Annotated in this window: 23 protein-coding genes; all 23 read right to left on the reverse strand. The window is 39.1% G+C overall.

The window, feature by feature from the left end:
- Positions 1-7: 7 nt before the first annotated feature.
- Positions 8-379 (reverse strand): diacylglycerol kinase family protein, encoded by a 372-nt coding sequence (locus ACFQ4X_RS09990; protein WP_379834830.1) that lies wholly within the window; start codon positions 377-379, stop codon positions 8-10.
- Positions 376-843, reverse strand: coding sequence for an rRNA maturation RNase YbeY (gene ybeY / locus ACFQ4X_RS09995; protein ID WP_379834831.1), 468 nt, complete (start codon positions 841-843; stop codon positions 376-378). The genes ACFQ4X_RS09990 and ybeY overlap by 4 nt, the downstream gene beginning before the upstream one ends.
- Positions 840-2,960, reverse strand: coding sequence for an HD family phosphohydrolase (locus ACFQ4X_RS10000; protein WP_379834833.1), 2,121 nt, complete (start codon positions 2,958-2,960; stop codon positions 840-842). Before ACFQ4X_RS10000 ends, ybeY begins: the two co-directional genes overlap by 4 nt.
- A gap of 103 nt (positions 2,961-3,063) precedes the next feature.
- Complete coding sequence (locus tag ACFQ4X_RS10005) at positions 3,064-4,026, reverse strand: PhoH family protein (protein WP_379834835.1); 963 nt, start codon at positions 4,024-4,026, stop codon at positions 3,064-3,066.
- Positions 4,027-4,031: 5 nt separating this feature from the next.
- Entirely contained in the window at positions 4,032-5,225 is a 1,194-nt protein-coding gene (gene yqfD, locus ACFQ4X_RS10010; RefSeq protein ID WP_379834836.1) for a sporulation protein YqfD, read from the reverse strand.
- A gap of 26 nt (positions 5,226-5,251) precedes the next feature.
- Positions 5,252-5,533 (reverse strand): sporulation protein YqfC, encoded by a 282-nt coding sequence (gene yqfC, locus ACFQ4X_RS10015; RefSeq protein WP_379834838.1) that lies wholly within the window; start codon positions 5,531-5,533, stop codon positions 5,252-5,254.
- Positions 5,534-5,606: 73 nt separating this feature from the next.
- Entirely contained in the window at positions 5,607-6,029 is a 423-nt protein-coding gene (locus tag ACFQ4X_RS10020) for a hypothetical protein (protein ID WP_379834840.1), read from the reverse strand.
- A gap of 2 nt (positions 6,030-6,031) precedes the next feature.
- Positions 6,032-7,039 (reverse strand): flotillin-like protein FloA, encoded by a 1,008-nt coding sequence (floA, locus tag ACFQ4X_RS10025; protein ID WP_066291082.1) that lies wholly within the window; start codon positions 7,037-7,039, stop codon positions 6,032-6,034.
- 16 nt (positions 7,040-7,055) lie between these two features.
- Positions 7,056-8,390, reverse strand: a complete 1,335-nt coding sequence (locus ACFQ4X_RS10030; RefSeq protein ID WP_379837124.1) for an NfeD family protein — start codon at positions 8,388-8,390, stop codon at positions 7,056-7,058.
- Between the two features lie 96 nt (positions 8,391-8,486).
- The gene (locus ACFQ4X_RS10035) at positions 8,487-8,930 is read right to left on the reverse strand and encodes a GatB/YqeY domain-containing protein (RefSeq protein WP_379834842.1); all 444 of its coding nucleotides are present in this window, start codon (positions 8,928-8,930) and stop codon (positions 8,487-8,489) included.
- 17 nt (positions 8,931-8,947) lie between these two features.
- Positions 8,948-9,121, reverse strand: coding sequence for a 30S ribosomal protein S21 (rpsU, locus tag ACFQ4X_RS10040; protein ID WP_066237650.1), 174 nt, complete (start codon positions 9,119-9,121; stop codon positions 8,948-8,950).
- A gap of 145 nt (positions 9,122-9,266) precedes the next feature.
- Positions 9,267-9,941 (reverse strand): deoxyribose-phosphate aldolase, encoded by a 675-nt coding sequence (gene deoC, locus ACFQ4X_RS10045; protein WP_379834843.1) that lies wholly within the window; start codon positions 9,939-9,941, stop codon positions 9,267-9,269.
- Positions 9,942-10,051: 110 nt separating this feature from the next.
- A complete protein-coding gene (gene mtaB, locus ACFQ4X_RS10050) occupies positions 10,052-11,404 on the reverse strand; it encodes a tRNA (N(6)-L-threonylcarbamoyladenosine(37)-C(2))-methylthiotransferase MtaB (protein WP_379834845.1) in 1,353 nt (450 codons plus the stop codon).
- Positions 11,405-11,409: 5 nt separating this feature from the next.
- Positions 11,410-12,162 (reverse strand): 16S rRNA (uracil(1498)-N(3))-methyltransferase, encoded by a 753-nt coding sequence (locus tag ACFQ4X_RS10055; RefSeq protein ID WP_379834846.1) that lies wholly within the window; start codon positions 12,160-12,162, stop codon positions 11,410-11,412.
- Positions 12,163-12,180: 18 nt separating this feature from the next.
- On the reverse strand, positions 12,181-13,122 hold the full coding sequence (prmA, locus tag ACFQ4X_RS10060; protein ID WP_379837126.1) for a 50S ribosomal protein L11 methyltransferase: 942 nt from the start codon (positions 13,120-13,122) through the stop codon (positions 12,181-12,183).
- 36 nt (positions 13,123-13,158) lie between these two features.
- The gene (gene dnaJ, locus ACFQ4X_RS10065) at positions 13,159-14,271 is read right to left on the reverse strand and encodes a molecular chaperone DnaJ (RefSeq protein ID WP_379834848.1); all 1,113 of its coding nucleotides are present in this window, start codon (positions 14,269-14,271) and stop codon (positions 13,159-13,161) included.
- A 402-nt stretch (positions 14,272-14,673) separates the two neighbouring features.
- On the reverse strand, positions 14,674-16,497 hold the full coding sequence (dnaK, locus tag ACFQ4X_RS10070; protein ID WP_379834849.1) for a molecular chaperone DnaK: 1,824 nt from the start codon (positions 16,495-16,497) through the stop codon (positions 14,674-14,676).
- A gap of 30 nt (positions 16,498-16,527) precedes the next feature.
- Entirely contained in the window at positions 16,528-17,112 is a 585-nt protein-coding gene (gene grpE / locus ACFQ4X_RS10075) for a nucleotide exchange factor GrpE (RefSeq protein ID WP_379834851.1), read from the reverse strand.
- Positions 17,113-17,134: 22 nt separating this feature from the next.
- Positions 17,135-18,160: a heat-inducible transcriptional repressor HrcA gene (gene hrcA, locus ACFQ4X_RS10080; protein ID WP_077359110.1), complete on the reverse strand. Its 1,026-nt coding sequence runs from the start codon at positions 18,158-18,160 to the stop codon at positions 17,135-17,137.
- 80 nt (positions 18,161-18,240) lie between these two features.
- Complete coding sequence (gene hemW, locus ACFQ4X_RS10085; RefSeq protein ID WP_379834853.1) at positions 18,241-19,386, reverse strand: radical SAM family heme chaperone HemW; 1,146 nt, start codon at positions 19,384-19,386, stop codon at positions 18,241-18,243.
- 73 nt (positions 19,387-19,459) lie between these two features.
- Positions 19,460-21,295 carry a translation elongation factor 4 gene (lepA, locus tag ACFQ4X_RS10090; protein ID WP_066291112.1) on the reverse strand — a complete coding sequence of 612 codons (1,836 nt, stop codon included), beginning with the start codon at positions 21,293-21,295 and terminating at the stop codon, positions 19,460-19,462.
- A gap of 138 nt (positions 21,296-21,433) precedes the next feature.
- Complete coding sequence (locus tag ACFQ4X_RS10095) at positions 21,434-21,781, reverse strand: DUF3679 domain-containing protein (RefSeq protein ID WP_379834855.1); 348 nt, start codon at positions 21,779-21,781, stop codon at positions 21,434-21,436.
- A 195-nt stretch (positions 21,782-21,976) separates the two neighbouring features.
- Positions 21,977-23,086 carry a GPR endopeptidase gene (gpr, locus tag ACFQ4X_RS10100; RefSeq protein WP_379834857.1) on the reverse strand — a complete coding sequence of 370 codons (1,110 nt, stop codon included), beginning with the start codon at positions 23,084-23,086 and terminating at the stop codon, positions 21,977-21,979.
- Positions 23,087-23,126 lie beyond the last annotated feature (40 nt).

Below are 23,126 nucleotides of genomic sequence, written 5' to 3' on the forward strand. Positions count from 1 at the left end.
CACCTTCTTAACTTTCTATGCTTCTTAATAGAGGTTCTATAAAGAGCAGTATACCGATTATAACAGCAAATATCGAAAAAACCAAAACTGCACCTGCAGCAGCATCTTTTGCTTCCTTTGCCAAAGGATGACGTTCCAAAGTCATTAAATCAACTGTTTTTTCAACAGCAGTATTCATGAGTTCTAAGCCAAGCACAATCCCGATAACAATCAGCAAAACTGCCATGCGCAAGACTGAAAAATCAAGTGTAACCGCTGTTAAGATAACGATTACACTTATCATAATGTGTATTTTGAAATTTTGCTCGCTCTTAAATGTTTTTATTATCCCTGTATAAGCAAATGTAAAGCTATTGAATAACTTTTTCCATGCGATCATCTTTTCAATCCGTACTGCTCCAAAATTTCTTCTTGTCTGCCAAACATAGCTTTTTCATCTGCTTCATTCATATGATCATAACCTAAAAGATGAAGGAATCCGTGAACGGCAAGGAATCCCATTTCCCTCTCAATTGAATGTCCATATTCTTCTGCTTGTTCTTTTGCAACGTCTAAACAGATGATGATGTCCCCTAAGAACCTTGTTTCTTCACCGCCGATAATCTCTGTTTCATCTTCGCCCATCTCTTCCATGGCAAAAGAAATTACATCTGTCACGGCATCTTTTTGTCTGTATTCGCTATTAATTTCTTGAATTCTTTCTTTCGTAACGATCGTCACAGATACCTCTGCCGATCCCGTTTTTTCCATCTCTGCTGCCTTCTGCAGCACATTAGCTAACAACTCTTGGAACTCTTCACTGTTTTCGTTAATTTCATTTAAATACTCAACATGTAATGTCATTGTTTTTCCACCTTTTTCGTTTCTTCTGGATACTCAATTCTGGAATGAAATATTCCTTGAAGTGTTTCTGTTAAAGTTTTCGCTACGGTATCCAACTCTTTAAGTGTAAGATCGCATTCATCAAACTGGCCATCTTCAAGTCTGTCATTAATTATTTTTCGAATGATTTGGTCAATTTTTACTGGTGTAGGTTTTGATAAAGATCTAACGGCAGCTTCTACTGCATCTGAAATACCTATGATTGCTACTTCCTTCGTTTGAGCTTTTGGTCCAGGGTAACGGAAATCTGATTCAGCAACTTCTTTTTCCGTTAACTGAGTAGCCTTATGATAGAAAAATTTCAGCAGCGTCGTCCCATGATGCTGCTCCGCTATATCGATAATCTCTTTAGGTATTTTGTCTGCACGAAGCATGTCCGCTCCATCATAAGGATGAGCCGTAATGATCGTTTTGCTTAACTGAGGTGCAATCTTATCATGCGGATTCTCCATATTCATTTGGTTTTCAATGAAAAAATGCGGCCGTTTTGTCTTTCCGACATCATGATAGTAAGAACCCACCCTTGCCAGGAGCCCATTAGCACCAATCGATTCACATGCAGCTTCAGATAGGTTTGCTACCATAATGCTATGATGATAAGTACCTGGAGCTTCCATAAGGACTTTTCGCAAGATTGGGTGATTCGGATTTGACAGCTCGATCAGTTTCGTAACAGATAAAATATTAAAAGATGATTCAATCACCGGCAGCAATCCTAGTGTAAGTACTGCTGATATAAAACCAGATAAAGCAGCACAGCCAAGATCTAACCCAATCTGCCAAGATGTAAATTTCCCGTTTTGAAGCAAAAGCACACTTGCTACTGTTAGGATGGCTATAAAAGAAACGAAAAATCCTGCTTGAAGAATTTTAGAACGCTGCTGTGTTTTCCCTAAGAATACGATCCCGGAAATTGCGTTAAATAATACATACAAACTCATTATGAAATTAAAGTTACCTGTTGTTTGTTCATTAAAAATCAGTGCAGCACTGAGTGCAAAAATCACAGATGAAACGACAGCAAGTTCCTCATTAAACAGCATCTTAATCATCATCGCACCAGCTGCCACTGGAACTAAATACATTAAACTGTTCAATCCAATTTCAGTGCTGATACTTATCAGCTTCATCACAACAAGTGTCAGTGTAAACAGCAGTGCATAAATGGTCACATATTTTCTAAAATGCTCTTTCTTCCGTTCTTCTTTCATAAAATAATAAAGCCCTGCCATTACAAGTAAAACAAATAAGAACAGCCCATAGTAAGGATATGTTTTCATTTCTTGATCAAGCAGGCCGACCATCTTTAATCTTTCATAGATTTCAGGCGTGATAACTGAACCGCTTTTAACTAAAACTTCCCCTTCTCTTATAAATACTTCTTCAACTTTTTCACTAGCTTCTTTACGTTTTTGTCTTGTTTTTTCTGTATCGAGTGTCCGGTTTGCAATGATAAAAGTTCTTGTTATTTCCTCTGTCGCGTTCCTGAGGGAGTAAGATAAATTTCCGTTTTCGCGGATTAATCGAACCGCTTCATCTTTTTTTCCATCAACCTCTTCAACCATGATAGGTTCTTCAAGTACACTGTTTACAACATCAGGTCCAAGATTTCTTACATTTGTCAGTTCAGTCTCACTCGCCCGAAATAATGTATCAAATGTCTCATCAGAAATCTCTGAAGTATCTATGTAATCTTCTAATTGATCAATCTTTTGTTCACGTGTTAATAGTGGTTCATCATCTTTTTTCTTTTCTTCTGTTTTATTTATTGAAATGATTGTATTGATCAGTATTTTCATCGCATCAGCCTGCTCAAATGCGATGTCGTTATTAAAAGTGTATTCATTTTTTACATTTTCTTCAGCAAGCCTTTTTCTTGCCTCAGTCTGTTCTTCCAAAGGGATCGTAATTGGAGATTGTATATCACGAGGAGCACGTTCATAGACGTTTACGTCGACGACATTAGGAGTTACATTGCTGACTAATATAGCAAATAAAATAATCCCCATTACGATAAATGATACGGTTGCTACGCTTAAACGAAAATAATTTGAAAGGATGTGCCTCAAGTTGGCCAAACGCTACCACTCCCTAAACTGTGAATCCTATACTAATCTTAGCAAAAGTTGGACAAATATGGTACTTATATAAAGTAAAAAAGGGCTCCTGAAACAGGAGTCCTTATTTATCATATGTTTCATATGCTTCAATAATCCGCTGAACCAGCGGATGTCTTACAACATCTAATTGTTTTAAGTATATAAAATCAATTCCATTAACGCCTTCTAGTCTTTTTTCGGTAACTTTTAATCCGGACTCTTTTCCTCTAGGCAGATCAATCTGTGTAAGGTCACCAGTGATCACCATTTTCGATCCAAATCCGAGACGTGTCAGGAACATTTTCATTTGTTCGGGTGATGTATTTTGAGCTTCATCAAGAATTACGAAGCTTTCATCCAGGGTACGGCCTCTCATGTACGCTAATGGGGCAATTTCAATCGTTCCCCGTTCGATAAGTCTCTCAGTATGTTCTGCACCAAGAAGATCATGCAGCGCATCGTAAAGCGGGCGTAAATACGGATCAACTTTTTCTTTTAAATCTCCTGGCAAGAAACCTAAGCTTTCACCAGCTTCCACTGCAGGACGTGTTAGTACAATTTTTTTAATCCGGCCGTCTTTTAAGGCATTTACTGCCATGACGACTGCAAGATAGGTTTTACCCGTTCCCGCTGGTCCAATGCCGAACACAAGATCACGCTTTCTCATGGATTGAACGTAATGTCTCTGCCCCAGCGTTTTAACACGAATTGGCTTACCTTTAGCTGTAACTGCTATATCTTCTTCATATAACTCACTTAATTCATCCAGCATGTTCTTTTCTGCGAGCTGAACTGCATAAACAATATCCCTCTCAGATATTTTTATGCCTTTGCGCACTAATTTCAATAACACGGAGAGCGTCTCCTCGACCATTTCAGCTTTCGCTAGTTCCCCTGTCACTAAGATTTCTTCTCCGCGGGTGACTATACCTATGTTGAGCTTGTGTTCAATAACCTTTAAAAAGGCGTCGTTCGGCCCAAAGAGTGATGCGGCTTCCGTTGTATTTTCGAGTTGTAATGAATTAAGTCTTTTCGTTTCTGACAAACTACTCATTCTCCTTGTTGGATAGGTATAGGTTGTTCAGATGCAATATTTTCAATTACTTGGTAGAGCATCGTTAATTTTACTTTACCATTCGAGACCTTTTGTTGCCAAACTTTTTCACCTTTAATTTTTGCATCTTCAGGGAGTTTTTTAAGCAATTCTTTTTTAGCCATCTTTTTCCCAACCTCTATAGCTTCTGCTTTCGTGTAAGTCCGTTTTACTCCGTCTGTTTCCCGGATCTCTATTTTTATATAAGAAACGGGCATCTTCCACTTTGCCAGATAAAGAGGACTTTCGTTTAGTGTTTCCGTTTTATCCTGAAATTCTCCATCAGTAAATCCATAAATCGGAATATTTAATCCAAACAAAGAAACATAATGTCTATTTTCAAACTTTCCTGTGTACGTTTGAAAAGAAGTATTTAAAGGGATTTCCACCTTGGTTTCATACCAAACTTCACCTAAGATTTCACCTTTTGCACTTACAAGTTCCGGTTTTTTTTCTTTGCCGATATATCCGGATACCAATAAAGTTCCCTTTTGTACATAATCATTTACAGTTACTACTGGTTGTCCTTTTTCAACGAATAAAGAATGGATAACTGCTTGTTTTGTAGCGACGAGATGTTTCGGACCTGTAATTGGTTTTTCCTTTGGTATCTCTTTTTCTACGACTTCAAATCGATACGATGTTCCATGCTGTGTAACGCCTATCCAAGTGACATTTCCCATTTTTTTTGTTAGCTGTCTCTGGACCTCTCTTACATTCGGCAGTAAAAAAATAAACTTTCCTTTTTTTACTCCTATTTCTAATGCAGCTTTTCTAAGCTCATATTCAGTTTTAGGATTTGCGCCGATGACATTAATATTCCAAATCATATTAGATAATAAAAACAGAATGAAAATAAATGAGACCATGCCAAGTATAAAACCATTTCTTTTCCACATTTTTTTAAGCAGAAACGGCGTTCCCTTTTTTTCCTTAATTCTAATTTTCAGCTTATTTTGTTTTAAAATAGCTTTCACTCTCTGGATATCAGGAACTGAAATTGACACATGCACACGCTCACCATCGAGGGGTTTGATGTCCCAAATTTGTATTCCAGACTGGATACAAGTGTTGATGAAAGAGCTGGACTCTTGTCCAATAATTTCAATTCTCACATATCCTTTAAAATTATTATTCCATTTGCTTTTCATTTTGTCCCTCCATATCCTAAAAACTTTTAATCGTTTTCAAAATCCACTGAAGAGATGTTTCCTTCTAATAGAATCTCTTCTGGAAGAATGGTTTTAATGACAAATTCCCTGCCCGAAATGACGAGAGTGCCTTGTTTCAATTTGAGCTTGAGCTGTTCATTGGAAAAAGCTTTTACGCCCCTGTGATTTTCTATATAAATGTGTAGTTGTCCAATCATCGTTATCCGGGGTAAATCCATTACTACATCTGCTGGTAATTCAAGGTTCTGCATCATCCATTTGCTTACTTGCTGCCGCAATTTTCCCATAAAAAAACCCCCTCTCTCCATTTTTATGAGAGAAGGGGGCAAACTATCACATTATTTCTTTGTTAGCTTTCAGTTACATTCGTTTTTGCAGTGCTTTAGGCTTCGAAAGAATTTCTGACCATATAACTGCTTTTTGAAGTTCTTTTTGATCTGCTTTGAAGCTGCCCAGGATAGCTTCTTCTTTATCCTGATAACGATTCGAGTTGCTTTTATGCTTTAAATCCTCATACCGCTTAGTGAGTGCTTCTTTTCTATCGGGGCTCTTTTCCGGTGAAATCGTAATCTCTCTTTCGGGCTGACTAACAGCTTCGCGCGGAACTCCAAATGGAGAAGCTTTTTGTTTAGGCTGCTCATTCGTCCGCTTTGCAGGTGCAGGTCTATTCGCATTCTTTGTATCGTTCAATCTTTTAAAGAAGCTGTATAACCCGCCAGCGATAATAACGACAAAAGCGATATTTGCAATCAGGATATCAATAATCGCTTCAATGATATTCATGATTACATTTTCCGTCCTTTATCATCGTTCTCTTTATCTGGATTAGAAGACTTACTAATTGATTCTCTCATAGTTGTATCTGCCATAATGTTCTTCATGTTCATGTAATCCATAAAGCCCATATTACCTGAACGCAGAGCTTCGGCTAATGCCATAGGTACCTCTGCTTCTGCCTCTACAACTTTTGCTCTCATTTCCTGGACTCTTGCTTTCATTTCTTGTTCGTTCGCTACTGCCATCGCACGTCTTTCTTCTGCTTTTGCCTGTGCAATATTCTTATCTGCCATTGCTTGGTCTGTTTGCAGTTCTGCACCAATATTTTTGCCAATATCAATATCTGCAATATCAATCGAAAGAATTTCGAAAGCTGTTCCTGCATCTAGACCTTTTGAAAGGACTGTTTGAGAAATCATATCGGGATTTTCAAGTACTTTTTTATGTGTTTCAGAAGAACCGATTGTACTAACTATTCCTTCACCAACACGAGCGATGATTGTTTCTTCACCAGCTCCACCTACAAGCCGGTCTATGTTGGCACGTACCGTGATTCTAGCTTTTGCTTTCACTTCAATACCATCCAAAGCTACACCAGCGATAAAAGGAGTTTCTATCACTTTTGGATTAACACTCATCTGGACTGCTTCAAGTACATCACGGCCTGCAAGGTCGATTGCTGCCGCTCTTTCAAAGCTAAGTTCGATGTTAGCTCGGTGTGCAGCAATCAATGCATTTACTACACGGTCAACGTTTCCTCCTGCGAGATAGTGGCTCTCAAGCTGATTTGTACTTAATTCTAAACCCGCTTTTACTGCTTTAATCAATGGATTTACGACACGGTTTGGAATAACCCTTCTTAATCTCATTCCTACTAATGTAAAGATGCCTACTCTTACTCCTGCAGCCAGTGCAGAAATCCAAAGCATTACGGGGACAAAAGTAAACAATACTGCTAAAGCAATTACTATAAGACCAATGATTACAATACTTGCAATCGAGCTAAGTTCTAACATTAACAACACACTCCATTCATTCTTTATTTTCGGCCAGCCTCACTACGACACGGCCTCCGCTCACTTTTACAATTTTAACTTTTTCATCTTTTCCGATAAAAGCGCCTTCAGATACTACATCAATATACTCGTCATCAATTTTCACACTGCCAGCAGGCCGTAACGGGGTAGCAGTAATCCCAGTCTTTCCGGTTAGATCAATACGCTCACTGTGCGAAAGGTACCCTTTTTCAGAACTTGTTGAATCGAAGAGCACTAAACGTTTTAGCGGACCATTATAACCAAACGAGCGGATGAAGAAGTATGAGCCAATGATTGTTACAATAATGGCTATCGCAATTGCGATAAGAATTCCTGATAAAGAACCACCTGCGAGTATCAAACCAGTTAACATGGCCACCACCCCAATTATGCCCATAATACCTCCGGGCAAAAATATCTCCATTATGATTAAAATAAATCCTATCACGAACAAAATGATTGCTTCCCAGCCTGCTAAACCAGCTATCATATGACCATAGAAAAACAAAAATAATGACAGTGCCCCTACAGATCCTGCAATACCAAACCCTGGTGTATATAACTCAAGAACAAGCCCTAAGCTTCCTAAAGAAAGCAGTATCGGCACGATAACTGGATTTGTTACAAAACGGGCTATTTTATCAGCAAAAGTAGGTTCCGATTCTAAAATCTTAGCATCTTCCAGGTCTAAATAGGCTAATAGTTCCTGTCGATCCTCAGCAATCTTTTCAGCATAGCCCACTTTTAAAGCTTCACTTGCAGTTAATGTAAGAAGATCGCCTTTCTTTAACTCAAGCTCAGGAATTTCAACATCAGGATCGACCATAGCCTCTGCATATAATGGATCACGATCGTTAAGTTCTGCTGCCGCCAGCATCTCTGCCTTCCATGCTGATTCTGCCTTTTGTCCTGCTGTATTTCCCTGGCTGTCTATAACAGCGGCTGAACCAATCGTAGTAGAAGGTTTCATAACGATGTCATCTGCATTTAAAGCTATATAAGCACCTGCAGAAAAAGCATTTTTCACAATGTACGCAGTAATTGGTATATCTGTTTCCCTCATCAGTTTTGCTATATGTATTGCTGCGTCTACCCGTCCGCCTGGAGTATAGATCTCGAGTACGATATGGTCAGTACCATCCTCTTCAGCTTCTTTAATATTTCTTTCTAAAAAAGCCTCAAGACCTCTTTCAACTTCGTGCTCAACTGGAATAAATGTTACGGTTTTCCCTTGACCAGCTGAAAAAACTTGCTGAGTTGATAATAAACCGTAAATTCCCCATATAAAACATAAGGTATAGATCAGCAATCGGGTCCTTTTCACGAAAATCCCCCCTTCTCCTTCTATTTTACGTTAATTTGTGGGAAAAGTTTCAATAAAATAAGAAAACGCCCTGTATAAATACAGAGCGTTTGTCAATTTCAATCATGATAATTGTTGCTGCACTATACGGTTAACGAGACCGCCATCGGCTTTCCCTTTAACTTTAGGCATAAGTGCACCCATAACTTTACCCATGTCAGCTTTAGAAGCAGCCCCAGTTTCTGAAATTGTTTGAGCAACAATTTCAGAAAGTTCTTCTTCATTCAGCTGTTTAGGAAGATATGGCGTAAGAACAGCAATTTCATCTTGAAGACCTGCGACTAAATCATCGCGGCCAGCTTTTTCGAATTCTTGGAGGGAGTCTTTTCTTTGTTTCATTTCGCGTACAAGAACGGTAAGCTCTTCTTCCTCATTTAATTCGCGGCCTTGCTTAATAGCCTCATTTTGAAGAGATGCCTTTAGCATGCGAATAACAGAAAGCTTTTGCTTGTTCTTGTCCTTCATCGCTTGTTTCATATCTTGGTTTAAATCATTAAGAAGACTCATATTACTTACACCCCGCCTTAGAACTTACGCTTTCTTGCTGCCTCAGCCTTCTTCTTACGCTTTACGCTTGGCTTTTCATAATGCTTGCGCTTTTTAACTTCAGCCAATGTTCCATCTTTGGAAACGGATCTTTTAAAACGACGAAGAGCATCATCAATGGATTCATTCTTGCGAATACGTGTTTCTGCCATTTGTATTTCCCTCCCTCCAGACCATCCTTACATAAAGTAAAGATGCGTCACATATCTTTTGCCATTATAATATATCCTTGCAATACGGTCAACTTAATTTAAACAAGTTGGTCGGAGAGAAAAGGTAATTATTCTAGAATAAAAATTAATAATCTGAAGTAGATGTTCCGCCTTCAACAATTGCGATTCCTGCACTTGCACCAATACGTGTCGCACCAGCTTCGATCATAGCTAAAGCTGTCTCACGGTCTCTAACTGCTCCAGAAGCCTTTACACCGATGTTTGGTCCAACAGTTTCACGCATTAGCTTAACATCTTCAACAGTTGCTCCTCCAGTAGAGAAACCTGTTGATGTCTTAACGAAGTCAATTCCAGCTTTTACAGCAATTTCACATGCTTTTACTTTTTCTTCATTCGTTAATAGAGACGTTTCGATGATGATCTTTGTGAGTGCTTTGCCTTTTGCTGCTTCAACAACTGCACGAACATCTTGTTCAACTAGTTCATAGTTGCCATCTTTTAAAGCTCCGATGTTAATAACCATATCAACTTCAGTAGCACCGTTTTCAATTGCATTCTTTGTTTCAAATGCTTTTACTTCCGGAGTGTTCGCACCTAGAGGGAACCCGATTACAGTACAAACTGCTACGTCCGAATCTTTCAACTGTTCAAATGCTGTATATACCCAAGTAGGGTTTACACATACAGAAAAGAAATTATATTTTTTAGCTTCTTCACAAAGAGTCAAGATCTCTTTCTTTGTAGTTTCTGCTTTTAAAGCTGTGTGATCAATCATTCTTGCTACATTTAAATTGCTCATAAAAAACAATCCTTTCTAAACTTAAAAATTAAATACCGTAGTATCATACCAAATTAATCGAAATAAATCGAGCTACTCACAAAAAACATCCTGGTATGAACTCCAGGATGTTAGCTTGAAACAGCTTGCTTCAGGATTTCTTCCATTTCTTGTTTAACAAATACACCATTACTATAAGGATACCCAGCTTTTGTGATTTTCACTTTTACTAATTTACCTATCATGTCTTCATTTCCTTCAAAGACAACCTTTAGGTAGTTTGTCGTGTAACCAACAAATAAATTCTTGCCTGGTTCATCCTTAAACTCTTCTTCCGGAATTACCTCAACTACTGTATCTTCATAATCTGATGCATATTCTTTTGCTAATTGATCAGATAGAGAGATCAATTTATGAACTCGTTCGTTCTTTATATCTTCAGGAACCTGATTTTCCATCTTGGCAGCAGGTGTACCAGTACGTTTTGAATAAGGGAACACATGAAGTTCCATAAATTTATGGTTTTTAATGAAATGATACGTTTCCATAAATTCTTCTTCTGTCTCTCCTGGAAAACCTACAATGACATCAGATGTAATTGCAAGTCCTGGCAAAGCTTCTTTTAACCGGTCAAGACGTTCACCGAACATTTCCATAGAATACTTTCTTCTCATGCGCTGAAGAACCGTATTTGAACCTGATTGTAAAGGAATATGGAGGTGAGGAACGATTTTTTCAGAATTACCCATAACCTCAATTACTTCATCTGAAATCTGGCTCGCCTCAATAGATGATATACGTATACGTTTAAGTCCTGTAATATTTTCATCTAAATCACGGAGCAATTTGGCAAAAGAATAATCTTTCATATCTTCACCATAACCAGCAGTGTGAATCCCCGTCAGAACGATTTCTTTATAGCCTGAATCCACTAATTGCTGTGCTTGAGACAGAACATCTTCTGGTTTTCTTGAACGCAATAACCCTCTTGCCCAAGGAATGATACAGAATGTACAGAAATTATTGCAGCCTTCCTGAATCTTTAAAGATGCTCTAGTTCTGTCAGTAAAAGCTGGTACGTCTAATTCTTCATATACTCTAGCCTTCATGATGTTGGATACACCATTAATAGGCATTCTTTCTTCCTGATATTGCTGAATGTACGTAAGCATCTTGGACCGATCTTGTGTACCGACTACAACATCTACTCCAGGAATAGCCATAATCTCAGCAGGTGAGGTTTGAGCATAGCATCCTGTAACACAAATAACTGCATCAGGATTTTTTCGTATTGCACGTCTAATTACCTGCCGGCTTTTTTTATCCCCTGTATTTGTTACAGTACATGTATTAATTACATAAACGTCCGCTGTGCTGTCAAAGTCAGTTCTTTCGTATCCTTCAGACTGAAAAAGCTGCCAGATCGCTTCTGTTTCGTAATGATTGACTTTACAGCCTAAAGTATGAAAAGCAACAGATGGCATTTTCATCACCCCTTTAATTCAAAATGAAAAGAAATAGCAGATAAAATATATAATGGAGCTGTTTCGGTCCTTAAAATTCTTGGACCCAGTCCGCATAATTCAAATCCATGTTCTTTAAGGACCATCGCTTCTTTTTCGCTTATCCCGCCTTCTGGACCTATAACGCAAAGAAGATTATCTCCTTTTGCAATCTTCTTTAAAGCAGAAGAAAAACGGCTGTATTCTTGCAGTTTAGCTTCCTCTTCATATGCAACGATTTTTATATTATACTGTTCTGCTACTTTTAGCAAATCAGAAAAAGACCCAGGATTCATAATCACTGGAATCTTGTTTCTATGCGATTGTTCAGCTGCTTCTTTAGCGATTTTTTCTAAACGTTCCTTCTTTTTAGCTGCTTTTTTATCGTCCCATTTCGCAACTGAGCGGTCAGCAGAAAAAGGAAAGAAAGCTGAAGCTCCAAGCTCGGTTCCTTTTTGAACAATGTATTCAAGCTTATCTGCTTTTGGAAGGCCTTGTGCAATGGTGACCGTAATAGGCATCTCTGAATCTGATTCCAGCTCATTTACAGCCTTTGCTTCTACAACGTTCCCGCCTAGGTCAAGTATCTCACAAACCGCAGACCTGCCATTATTGTCACAGCATATAATGTTGTCTCCCGGCTGCATTCTCATAACCTTAGAAATGTGTTTTGCATCTTCATCTTTTATGAAAACACGGTCATTTTCCCAGCTTTCAGCGGGAACAAAATACCTTTGCATTTCGAGCACTTCCTGTTCTTATTTCTGATTTTGAGCGACGATCGCCACCCAATCTTCCATCTCCAAGATTTCAATAATCGTAAATCCTTGCTGTTCTAACTTTGCTTTAACATCACGTTTCTTTCCTTGTATTATGCCTGAAGTAATGAAATAGCCGCCTGGTTTTAACACTTTGGCTGCATCATCGACGAATAGGAGAATGATTTCTGCAAGAAGATTGCCGACAATAAGGTCTGCAGGACCTGATATTCCTTTCAGTAAATCATTTTGATCAACATGAACTTTATTATGCACTTTATTCAGCTTTACATTTAAACGGGCACTGTTAACTGCTACTTCATCCAGATCATAGGCATCTACCTTGCCTGCACCGAGCATTGCAGATGCAATGCTTAATACTCCGGATCCTGTTCCTACGTCAATAACAGTATCGCCTTCTTGAATATATTTTTCGATTGCCTGCAAGCTCATGACGGTAGTGGGATGAGTTCCGGTTCCAAACGCCATTCCAGGATCCAATTCAATAATTAACTCGTCAGAATGGACAGGTACGTACTCCTCCCAAGTCGGAGTAATAGTAATTCGCTTCGATATTTTGACTGGCTTATAGTATTTTTTCCATGCTGTCGCCCATTCTTCTTCGTTAACTTCAGAAATTGAAATGGTATTCGCACCAATATCGATATCGTATTTTACAAGATTTGTAATAGCCTGCTTAATCTCTTCAACGGTCTCTCCTAAAAAACTATTTACAGGAAGGTATGCTTTTAAAATGACACCTTCAGAAGGATAGTCAGACGGATTAAGCTGATAGATTTCACCAAACACGGATTGGCGCTCTTTTGAGAGGTCATCCACATCCTCAATCACAACTCCGCTTGCTCCTGCTTCATGTAAAATATTTGATACTGGTTCAACAGCTTCCTGAGTAGTGTGGATGCTAATTTCTGACCATTTCATCATATCAACTCCGTTTTTAAGATTAAGAAGGTTTTTTTACTCACCTTTAAAAGCACGTTTGACTTTATCAAAAAATCCATCTTGCTGTTCATCGGGCAGACTTCCGCTTATTTCAGAGAAATCTCTAAGCAGCTGCTTTTGTTTTTCTGTTAAATTTTTCGGTGTAACAACTTTTACTTGTATGTGCTGATCTCCCTGACCGCGTCCATGAACATTCTTCACGCCTTTTCCTCTCAGCCTGAAGTGTGTTCCAGTTTGTGTTCCAGCAGGAATCTTCAACTTTACTTTACCGTACAGAGTAGGCACTTCTATTTCATCACCTAATGCTGCCTGAACAAAAGTTAAAGGCATTTCACAATAGATATCGTCCCCGTCACGCTCGAAAAATTCGTGCTCAGCCACTTGGAAAACAACATAAAGGTCACCAGCAGGACCTCCATTCACTCCAGGTTCACCATGTCCTGACATACGGATCTGCTGACCATTATCTACACCAGCAGGAACTTTTACGGAAAGCTTTTTATTCTTGCGTACTTTTCCTGCTCCGTGACATGTATTACATTTTTCTTTAATAATTTTCCCTTTACCGCTGCAATGATTACATACTCTTCTGTTAACGATGCGTCCAAATGGAGTGTTTTGCTCAACATTCAGCTGGCCGCTGCCATTACAGTGTGAACATGTTTCTGGTTTTGTGCCTGACTTAGCCCCAGAACCATGACATGTACCGCAAGTTTCTTCAGTTGGAATCTGAATCTCAGTTTCCTTACCAAATACCGCTTCTTCAAATGAAAGGCGTAGCCCATATTGAAGGTCGTTTCCTTGTCGCGGTGCGTTTGGATTACGTCTTCCGCCGCCACCGCCAAAGAACATATCAAATATATCACCGAATCCTTCAAAGCCAGCTCCCGCTCCACCGAATCCCTGATTAGGGTCAGTATGTCCAAACTGGTCGTAGTGTGCTTTTTTCTGTGGATCGCTTAACGTTTCATATGCTTCTTTTACTTCTTTAAACTTTGTTTCCGCATCTGCCTCTTTATTCACATCAGGGTGATACTGTCTGGCAAGCTTACGGTATGCTTTTTTCACCTCATCATTGGAGGCGTTCTTATCTAATCCAAGTACTTCGTAATAATCTCTTTTACTCATAATAGGACACTCCCGAATTCTCACATAAAAGTTATCTTACCATTGAATACCACCTGACTCAAGACGAAACTGCAAACACCAGCGAGTCAAGAGTCTGTAAAAAAAAATCATTGCTTTTCAGAAGGCTCTTCTCTAAAAAGATTGTTGCTTTCGGCTCATTTTTTTCTCTTCATTGACAAGTTGATTGGAGTGCAAGGTGCGAGCCTCCTGCGGGATTAGCGGGACAGGTGAGACTTCTAATGGCGCAAAGCGCCGAGAAGGCTCACCGCACGCCCCGCGGAAAGCGAGCATCCTGTAACGGAAATCAACCACTTTCAAGAGCATCAAAGTTTGCGAAAACAGCTTTTTCAGAAAAAAAGTCAAAGTCAAGATATCCTGACTTTGACTTTTTATTGCTAGTTCTTATTTTTTATCGTCGTTTACTTCTTCATAATCAGCATCTACGATATTATCATCATTTTTGCCTTCTGCATCGCCTTGTTGAGCTTGTGCTTGTTGTGCCGCTTGCTCATAAAGTTTAACAGATAGCTGCTGTACGATTTCACTTAATGCTTCTTTTTCTTTCTTAATTGCTTCGATGTCGCTGCCTTCAAGTGCTTTCTTCAAGCTCTCTTTAGCTTCTTCTGCCTTTTTAACCTCAGCTTCATCTACTTTACCTTCAAGGTCTTTCAATGTTTTATCAACTGTAAATACAAGCTGATCTGCTTCGTTTCTTGTGTCAATCTCTTCACGTTTCTTCTTGTCAGCTTCAGCATTTTCCTCAGCGTCTTTTACCATGCGTTCAATCTCATCATCTGAAAGTCCTGTAGAAGACTTAATCGTGATTGATTGCTCTTTATTCGTACCAAGATCTTTCGCACGTACGTTAACGATACCATTTGCATCGATATCAAAGCTTACTTCGATTTGAGGTACTCCGCGTGGTGCCGGAGGAATCTCAGATAATTGGAATCTTCCAAGAGTCTTGTTGTGCGCAGCCATCTCACGCTCACCTTGTAGGACATGGATGTCTACAGATGTCTGGTTGTCTGCAGCTGTTGAAAATACTTGTGATTTCGATGTAGGGATCGTTGTGTTTCTGTCAATCAATCTTGTGAATACGCCACCCATCGTTTCGATACCAAGTGAAAGCGGTGTAACGTCAAGAAGAACTACATCTTTAACATCTCCTGCTAGAACTCCACCTTGAATCGCAGCTCCAAGTGCTACTACCTCATCAGGGTTAACACCTTTATGCGGCTCTTTGCCAGTAAACTTTTTGATCGCTTCTTGAACTGCAGGGATACGAGTTGATCCACCTACTAGAATAACTTTATCAATGTCAGATGGCGACATTCCCGCATCGTTTAATGCCTGGCGTGTAGGTGCCATCGTACGCTCAACTAGATCAGAAGATAAGTCTTCAAATTTAGCACGTGATAAGTTTAACTCTAAGTGCTTCGGTCCAGATGCATCAGCTGTGATAAACGGTAAAGAGATCTGTGTAGAATTTACACCAGAAAGATCTTTTTTCGCTTTTTCAGCAGCATCTTTTAAACGTTGAAGAGCCATTTTATCTTGAGAAAGATCAATACCGTTCTCTTTCTTGAATTCACTTACTAAATAATCAATGATTACTTGGTCAAAATCATCTCCACCAAGTTTGTTGTCGCCTGAAGTTGACTTTACTTCGAAGAAACCATCACCTAGTTCAAGGATTGATACGTCGAAAGTACCTCCTCCAAGGTCAAATACAAGAATTGTTTGGTCTTCATCTTTTTCAAGACCATAAGCTAGCGCTGCAGCAGTAGGCTCATTAACAATACGCTCAACTTGAAGACCAGCAATCTGTCCAGCATCTTTAGTAGCTTGACGTTGAGCATCGTTGAAATAAGCTGGAACTGTAATAACAGCTTTCTCAACTTTTTCACCAAGATAATCTTCTGCATGTGATTTAAGTTTTTGAAGGATGATAGCTGAAATCTCTTGAGGAGTATAATCTTTTCCTTCAACCGTTTCTTTGTGGTCTGTACCCATATAACGCTTGATAGACATGATTGTGTTTGGATTTGTAACAGCTTGACGCTTCGCTACTTCCCCAACAGAACGATCTCCATCTTTAAAAGCTACAACAGATGGTGTTGTACGGTTTCCTTCCGGGTTAGGAATAACTACCGCTTCTCCACCTTCCATAACAGCAATACAAGAGTTTGTTGTACCTAAGTCAATTCCGATGATTTTACTCATGTTTTTTCCCTCCATAAAAATTATGTAGTTTTATGCGTTTACTTTTACCATAGCAGGACGTATAACACGGTCCTTTAACATATAGCCTTTTTGCAATTCTTCAATAACAGTGTTGGACTCGTATTCTGAATCTTCCACTTGCATTACAGCTTGGTGCATATTTGGATCAAACTTTTCACCAATTGTTGGTACTTCTTTAAGACCTTCTTGCTTTAACGCATCAGCTAACTGGCGATATACCATTTCCATTCCTTGAATCAAGGTTTTGGCTTGTTCGTTCGTAGCTTCAGTTTTCAAAGCACGCTCAAAGTTATCTAGAGCAGGTAATAGTTGTTCAAGCAAACTTTGGGATTTATATTTTAGGCTTGCAGCCTGTTCTTCTCTTGTACGGCGGCGGAAATTATCGTAATCCGCTTGCAGACGAAGGTTCTTTTGACTCGCTTCTTCAAGCTTTAATTCAAGCTCCTGAATTCGCAACTGCTCTTCTGTTAATGTTTCTTCAACAGTTTCTTCAGGAATATTATCTTCTTGAACTTCTTCTTCAACTGCAGTATCTACTGTTTCTTCATTCAGATCAGTCTCTGTTTTGTTCTGTGTCATTTCCTCTTTGTTCATGCTTTCACCTCCCTAAAATGCTTTACTTAGAAAAATCATTTAAACGGTTCGTCATTTCCCTGGATAAGGAATCAAGCAAAGATATCACTCTTTTGTATTCCATTCTTGTCGGACCGATTAAAGAGATCGTACCGATATGTTTGCCGTGCATCGTGTATGAAGCATTAATGACACTGCAATTCTTCATCGCTTCATGCTCGTTCTCCGTCCCGATTTTAACCGTTACACCTTTTTCGGTCGAAGAAACAAGCTTCTCCATCAAGTCGCGTGTTTCCAAAAAGTCTAGAAGCGGCCGTACCTTATCAAGATCTCTAAACTCTGGCTGGGAAAGCATATTTGTTTTCCCGCCGTAAAACAGCTTTTCCTTTTTGCTCCACAAAAGAAGCTGATCCAGGAAAACGCTCATATTTTGATAATCCTTCAGATGTTTTTTAAATACAGCTGACAGTTCCATCTGTATTCTGCTGTTCAGTTCTATTAATCGGACACCTGCAAGTCTTTCATTCAGAATATTAACAAGCTTCTCCAAATCAGACGGCTCGATAGAATTGGGCAGCACAATCTGTCTATTTTCAACATGACCGGTGTTCGTTACAAATATCGCTACTGCCATCTGGGATGACAAAGGAATGATCTGCATGTGCCGAAGTTTCATATCAAGAGCGTTTGGACCTAGAACAACAGAAGTATAGTTTGTTAAATCTGATAAGATTTTTGCTGATTGGTCAAATAATACTTCAGCTTCTTGAACCTTTTCAGTAGATAAAAGTTCAGTTCTGTCCATTTCGTTCGGTGAAACAGACAATGAAGGCAGCAGGTGATCCACATAGAATCGATATCCTTTTTCAGACGGAATCCTTCCAGAAGAAGTATGGGTTTTCTCTAAGAATCCAAGATCCTCAAGATCTGCCAGTTCATTGCGAATCGTGGCAGGACTGTAGGTAATGTCTTCTCTTTTGGAGATTGTACGGGAACCTACAGGCTCAACATGCTTAATGTAATCATCTATTAAAACACGCAAGATATAGAGTTGGCGTTCCGATAACATCCCATCACCCCATTTGTTAGCACTCATCAGAAGCGAGTGCTAAATCTATAATATAAGTTACCAAAAGGTAGTCTTCGTTGTCAATCTAAAACTACACCAATAAATTCTTGGAATACTTCATTCCCGAGAGGTCTACCATCTTTTGTGAGGAAGAGCCTTCCATCATGTTTTTCAAGCCAGCCTTTTTGAATCATTCTTTGAATGGGTTCTTTATATATATCGAACATCGAACGGCCATACCGATTAATAAAATCTTGATCTGAGACTCCTTCTTGTTTACGAAGGCCCATAAACATTTCTTCTTCCATCTTTTCTGTAATCGGAACAGGATGCTCTTCTATATAAGGAAAGCCTTGTTCCTCTATCAAATTCATATACTGCTTTAAAGGACCTGCGTTCCTTCTTCTAATACCCTCCACATAACTGTGTGCTCCTGCTCCAATCCCAAAATATTCGTTATTGTTCCAGTATTGGAGATTATGCTTGCTCTCAAACCCGGGAATCGCAAAATTGCTGATCTCATATTGCTTGTATCCCTTTTTATCAAGAGTTTCAATTAAATATTCGTACATAGCGGCTTCAAGCTCTTGCTCTGGCAAGATAAGCTTACCTTTTTGGGCTAAATTATAGAATACGGTTTTCTTTTCAATCTGCAATGAGTAAGACGATATGTGCGGAACATCTAAGGCTAGCGCTTCGTCCACTGACTCCTTGAACATATCCATCGTTTGTCCAGGTAAACCAAACATCAAATCAATCGACATATCGTGTATTCCTGCTGCTTTAGCTTCAGCAACAGTTGAATACACATCTTCCCTGTTATGTGTTCGACCTAATTTTTTTAACAAAGATGATTGAAATGCTTGTACGCCTATACTCAGTCTGTTAACCCCGTTATCTTTTAGAACTGCAATTTTTTCTTTTGTTGTTTGTTCAGGATTCGCCTCAACAGTGAATTCTTTTACGGATTTGTTTCCTAACACTTCGTTTACATCATTTAAAAAGGTATTCAGTTGATTTTCACTTAAAGAAGTGGGGGTGCCCCCTCCTACAAAAATCGTCTCCATTTCATAGCTCTTAAACCTGGACGTCGTATTCAGCATCTCTTTTTTCATGGACGCTAAATACTCATCTACTGGCTGCTGATGAATGAAAATCTTGTTAAAATCACAATAGTGACAAATTTGGACACAAAATGGTATATGAAGATATGCCGCTTTAAGCACGATGTTCACCGCCTTTTATTCTCATAAATTAGGAAAGACCGCTAAAATTGCCTTCGCGGTCTTATAATGGTTTTTATTTATTGTTATTAGTATCATCCATACGAAGAACGGCCATAAACGCTTCTTGCGGTACATCCACTCGACCAATTGTCTTCATTCGCTTCTTACCTTCTTTTTGCTTATCTAATAGCTTACGTTTACGTGAGATATCCCCGCCATAACATTTTGCTAAAACGTTCTTTCTTAATGCCTTGATGTTAGAACGAGCGACAATCTTCTGACCAATTGCAGCTTGGATTGGCACTTCAAACTGTTGACGCGGAATCAGTTCTTTTAGCTTTTCAACGACAACTTTACCACGCTCATATGCGAAGTCTTTATGAACAATAACAGACAATGCATCAATCTTTTCATTGTTCAGCAATATTTCCATTTTAACCAGCTTTGAAGGTTTATAACCAATCAACTCATAGTCAAGAGATGCGTACCCTTTTGTACTTGATTTTAACTGATCAAAGAAATCATACACGATCTCAGAAAGCGGAATCTCGTAAAGAACGTTTACGCGATTGTTTTCTAAATAATCCATCGTCATGAAGATACCGCGTTTCTTTTGGCAGATCTCCATAATCGTTCCGACATAATCGTTCGGTGTCATGATTGAAGCTTTTACATATGGTTCTTCAACGACAGAAATCTTCTGTGCTTCAGGCATATTTGCAGGGTTATCGACGACTATTTTTTCCCCATCCGTCATCGTAACGTTATAAATAACGCTTGGTGCTGTCGCGATTAGATCGATGTTAAACTCACGTTCAATACGCTCTTGAATGATCTCCATATGAAGAAGTCCTAAGAATCCGCATCGGAATCCAAATCCAAGGGCTTGAGATGTCTCTGGCTCATATTGAAGAGCAGAATCATTCAATACAAGTCGTTCTAACGCTTCACGAAGATCGTTGTACTTTGCCGTGTCTACTGGATATAGTCCGCAATATACCATTGGGTTCATCTTTCTATAACCTGGAAGTGGTTCTGTTGCCCCTTTTACGGCACTAGTAATCGTATCACCGACTTGTGTATCCCCAACGTTTTTGATGGATGCCGTTAAGAAACCAACATCACCAACCGTTAAAAAGTCTTTCTGAACAGCTTTTGGAGTAAACACCCCCAGTTCAAGTACTTCAAACTCTTTACCAGTTGCCATCATTTTGATCTTATCGCCGACCTTAACAGTTCCTTCTGCCACTCGAATATACGTAACTACCCCTCTATATGGATCATATAAAGAGTCGAAGATAAGCGCTTTAAGCGGACCTTCAGGATCACCTTGAGGAGCTGGCACTTTTGCTACAATCTGCTCTAGAATGTCTTGAATACCAATGCCTGCTTTCGCTGAAGCAAGTACTGCTTCTGATGCATCCAGTCCGATAACATCTTCAATCTCCTGGCGTACTCGCTCTGGCTCAGCACTCGGGAGGTCAATTTTGTTAATAACTGGCAATATCTCTAGGTCATTCTCAAGAGCTAAATACACGTTCGCTAACGTTTGTGCTTCAATTCCTTGAGCAGCATCTACGATAAGCAACGCTCCCTCACAAGCTGCTAAGCTTCTAGACACCTCGTATGTAAAGTCTACGTGTCCTGGGGTATCAATCAAGTGGAACGTATAAATCTCACCATCTTTTGCTTTATATTGAAGCTGAACGGCATTTAATTTAATCGTTATTCCACGTTCACGTTCTAAGTCCATTGAGTCTAACAGCTGTTCTTTCATCTCACGCTGTGTTAGAGCACTTGTTTCTTCCAAAATTCTGTCAGCTAAAGTAGATTTCCCATGGTCAATATGTGCAATGATGGAAAAGTTTCTGATCTTAGCTTGTCTTTTTAATTTTTCTTCTCTGTTCATTATACGTTCACTCCTACAATTTTAGGAAAAGTCACTAGCTTTGATTATAGCAATACAAGATACCTCTTTCAATCACAACCTGTAAAAATAGGGATTTGAACAAAAAAGAACCTTTAAAGATCTGCCCTTTAAAGGTTCTTATGGAGAGAATACATCAAGCATCTCTTGAATAATGATGCCTAGCACTGAAATCATGACACTGAAAGCTGATGAGATCCATGAAGTGAGCTTTTGTCCTAAAGCAGAAAAAACATTAAACGAATCAATCTTATTTAAAGTTTCCTGTTTCGCTTTTATATCATGGCTAGATGTTTTATCAACACCTTCATTTTCTGAAGAAAAGCTATCATTCATAGATTCTATGCTCTCTTTATTTGAAGCACCTTTTAGTTCATTCATTTCGAAATGTGCTTTTTGAATACCAAATAAAACACCGAACAAAAGTAAGGCTGTAATTCCAAAACACTTTAACATAAATTTCGTCATTGGTTTTCCCCCTTGTATACGAGGATGTACGATTCAAATTTATGCAGCAGCTTGTCCAAACATGACTGTTTATTTAAACTCTGTTGCTATTAGGAGCGGTTGATTTCCACTGCAGGATGCTCACTTTCCGCTCCCATCAACTTGTCAACGGAGGCTTCACAAAACAAAAAATAATCTTTTAGAAACTAGGCTTTTTTAATGCGTATACGAAGAAGTGTTTCCTTGATCTATCTGCCCGTGAAGTGCAGTATTCAGACCGTTTGCTAAAACGTTCGCCATATCTTCAATAAACACATCTACTTCTTTAGGAGTAACCATCAGATTATGCCCGATCGGCGCCAATACCTCACGTATTAAACGCAGCTTTTCATCATCCTCCAACACCCCGACAATTCCTAGAAACGACTTTCTGTGTTCATCTTTTGGCATATCCTCATCTGTTAAGACTTTCTTTTCTCCAAATGTCATACCAGCAGGAAGGAGGGACTTAGACGGCTTGTCTTTTTCGTTCATTTCCCGGCCAAAGTGCTTTAAAATAAAATCGATTGTATCACTTGTAATGGTAGCCGCATCAACAACCGTAGGGATTCCAATTGAAATCACAGGGATACCGAGAGTCTCTTTACTCAATTCTTTACGCTTATTTCCGACTCCGGAACCTGGGTGAATACCAGTATTCGATACTTGAATCGTTGCATTCACTCTTTCAATTGACCGCGAAGCTAATGCGTCAATTGCAATTACAAAGTCTGGATTAACCCTTTTTACAATCCCGTCGATGATATCACTAGTTTCGATTCCTGTGATTCCCATAACACCCGGAGAGATTGCACAGACTGGCCTGAAACCTTCTTCAACATTCTCAGGCGCCAGCTCGAAAAGATGCTTAGTAATCGTTAAGTTTTCTACCACGAGCGGTCCAAGTGAATCCGGCGTTACATTCCAGTTTCCTAATCCAACTACTAAACATGTATCGTCCTGTTTCACGCCTTCTTCTTTTAAAAATTGATGAAAATCTCTTGCGAATACTTCCTGTACTTGCTGCTGAAGTTTTGAGTCTTTTTCACGGATTCCCTGAACTTCAAAAGTTAAATATAATCCTGGTTTTTTCCCTGTAGTTTCTGCGCCTTTTTCATTGATTTCTACTCTCACACACTTAATTCCATCTTTGTTTGTTTCATTTATAATGACACCTTCAAGAGTACTTTTATTTACAACTTCATCTTCTTTTAATAACATATCGTGTGCTTCAATAGCTAAATCCGTACGTACTGAATAAGCCTGAAGATCTAAATCTTTACCCATAATCTGCCACCGTCCTTTTCTCTTATTTTTGCCGCAACTG

The organism is Fictibacillus halophilus (assembly GCF_042680145.1).
Taxonomy (GTDB): Bacteria; Bacillota; Bacilli; order Bacillales; family Fictibacillaceae; genus Fictibacillus; species Fictibacillus halophilus_A.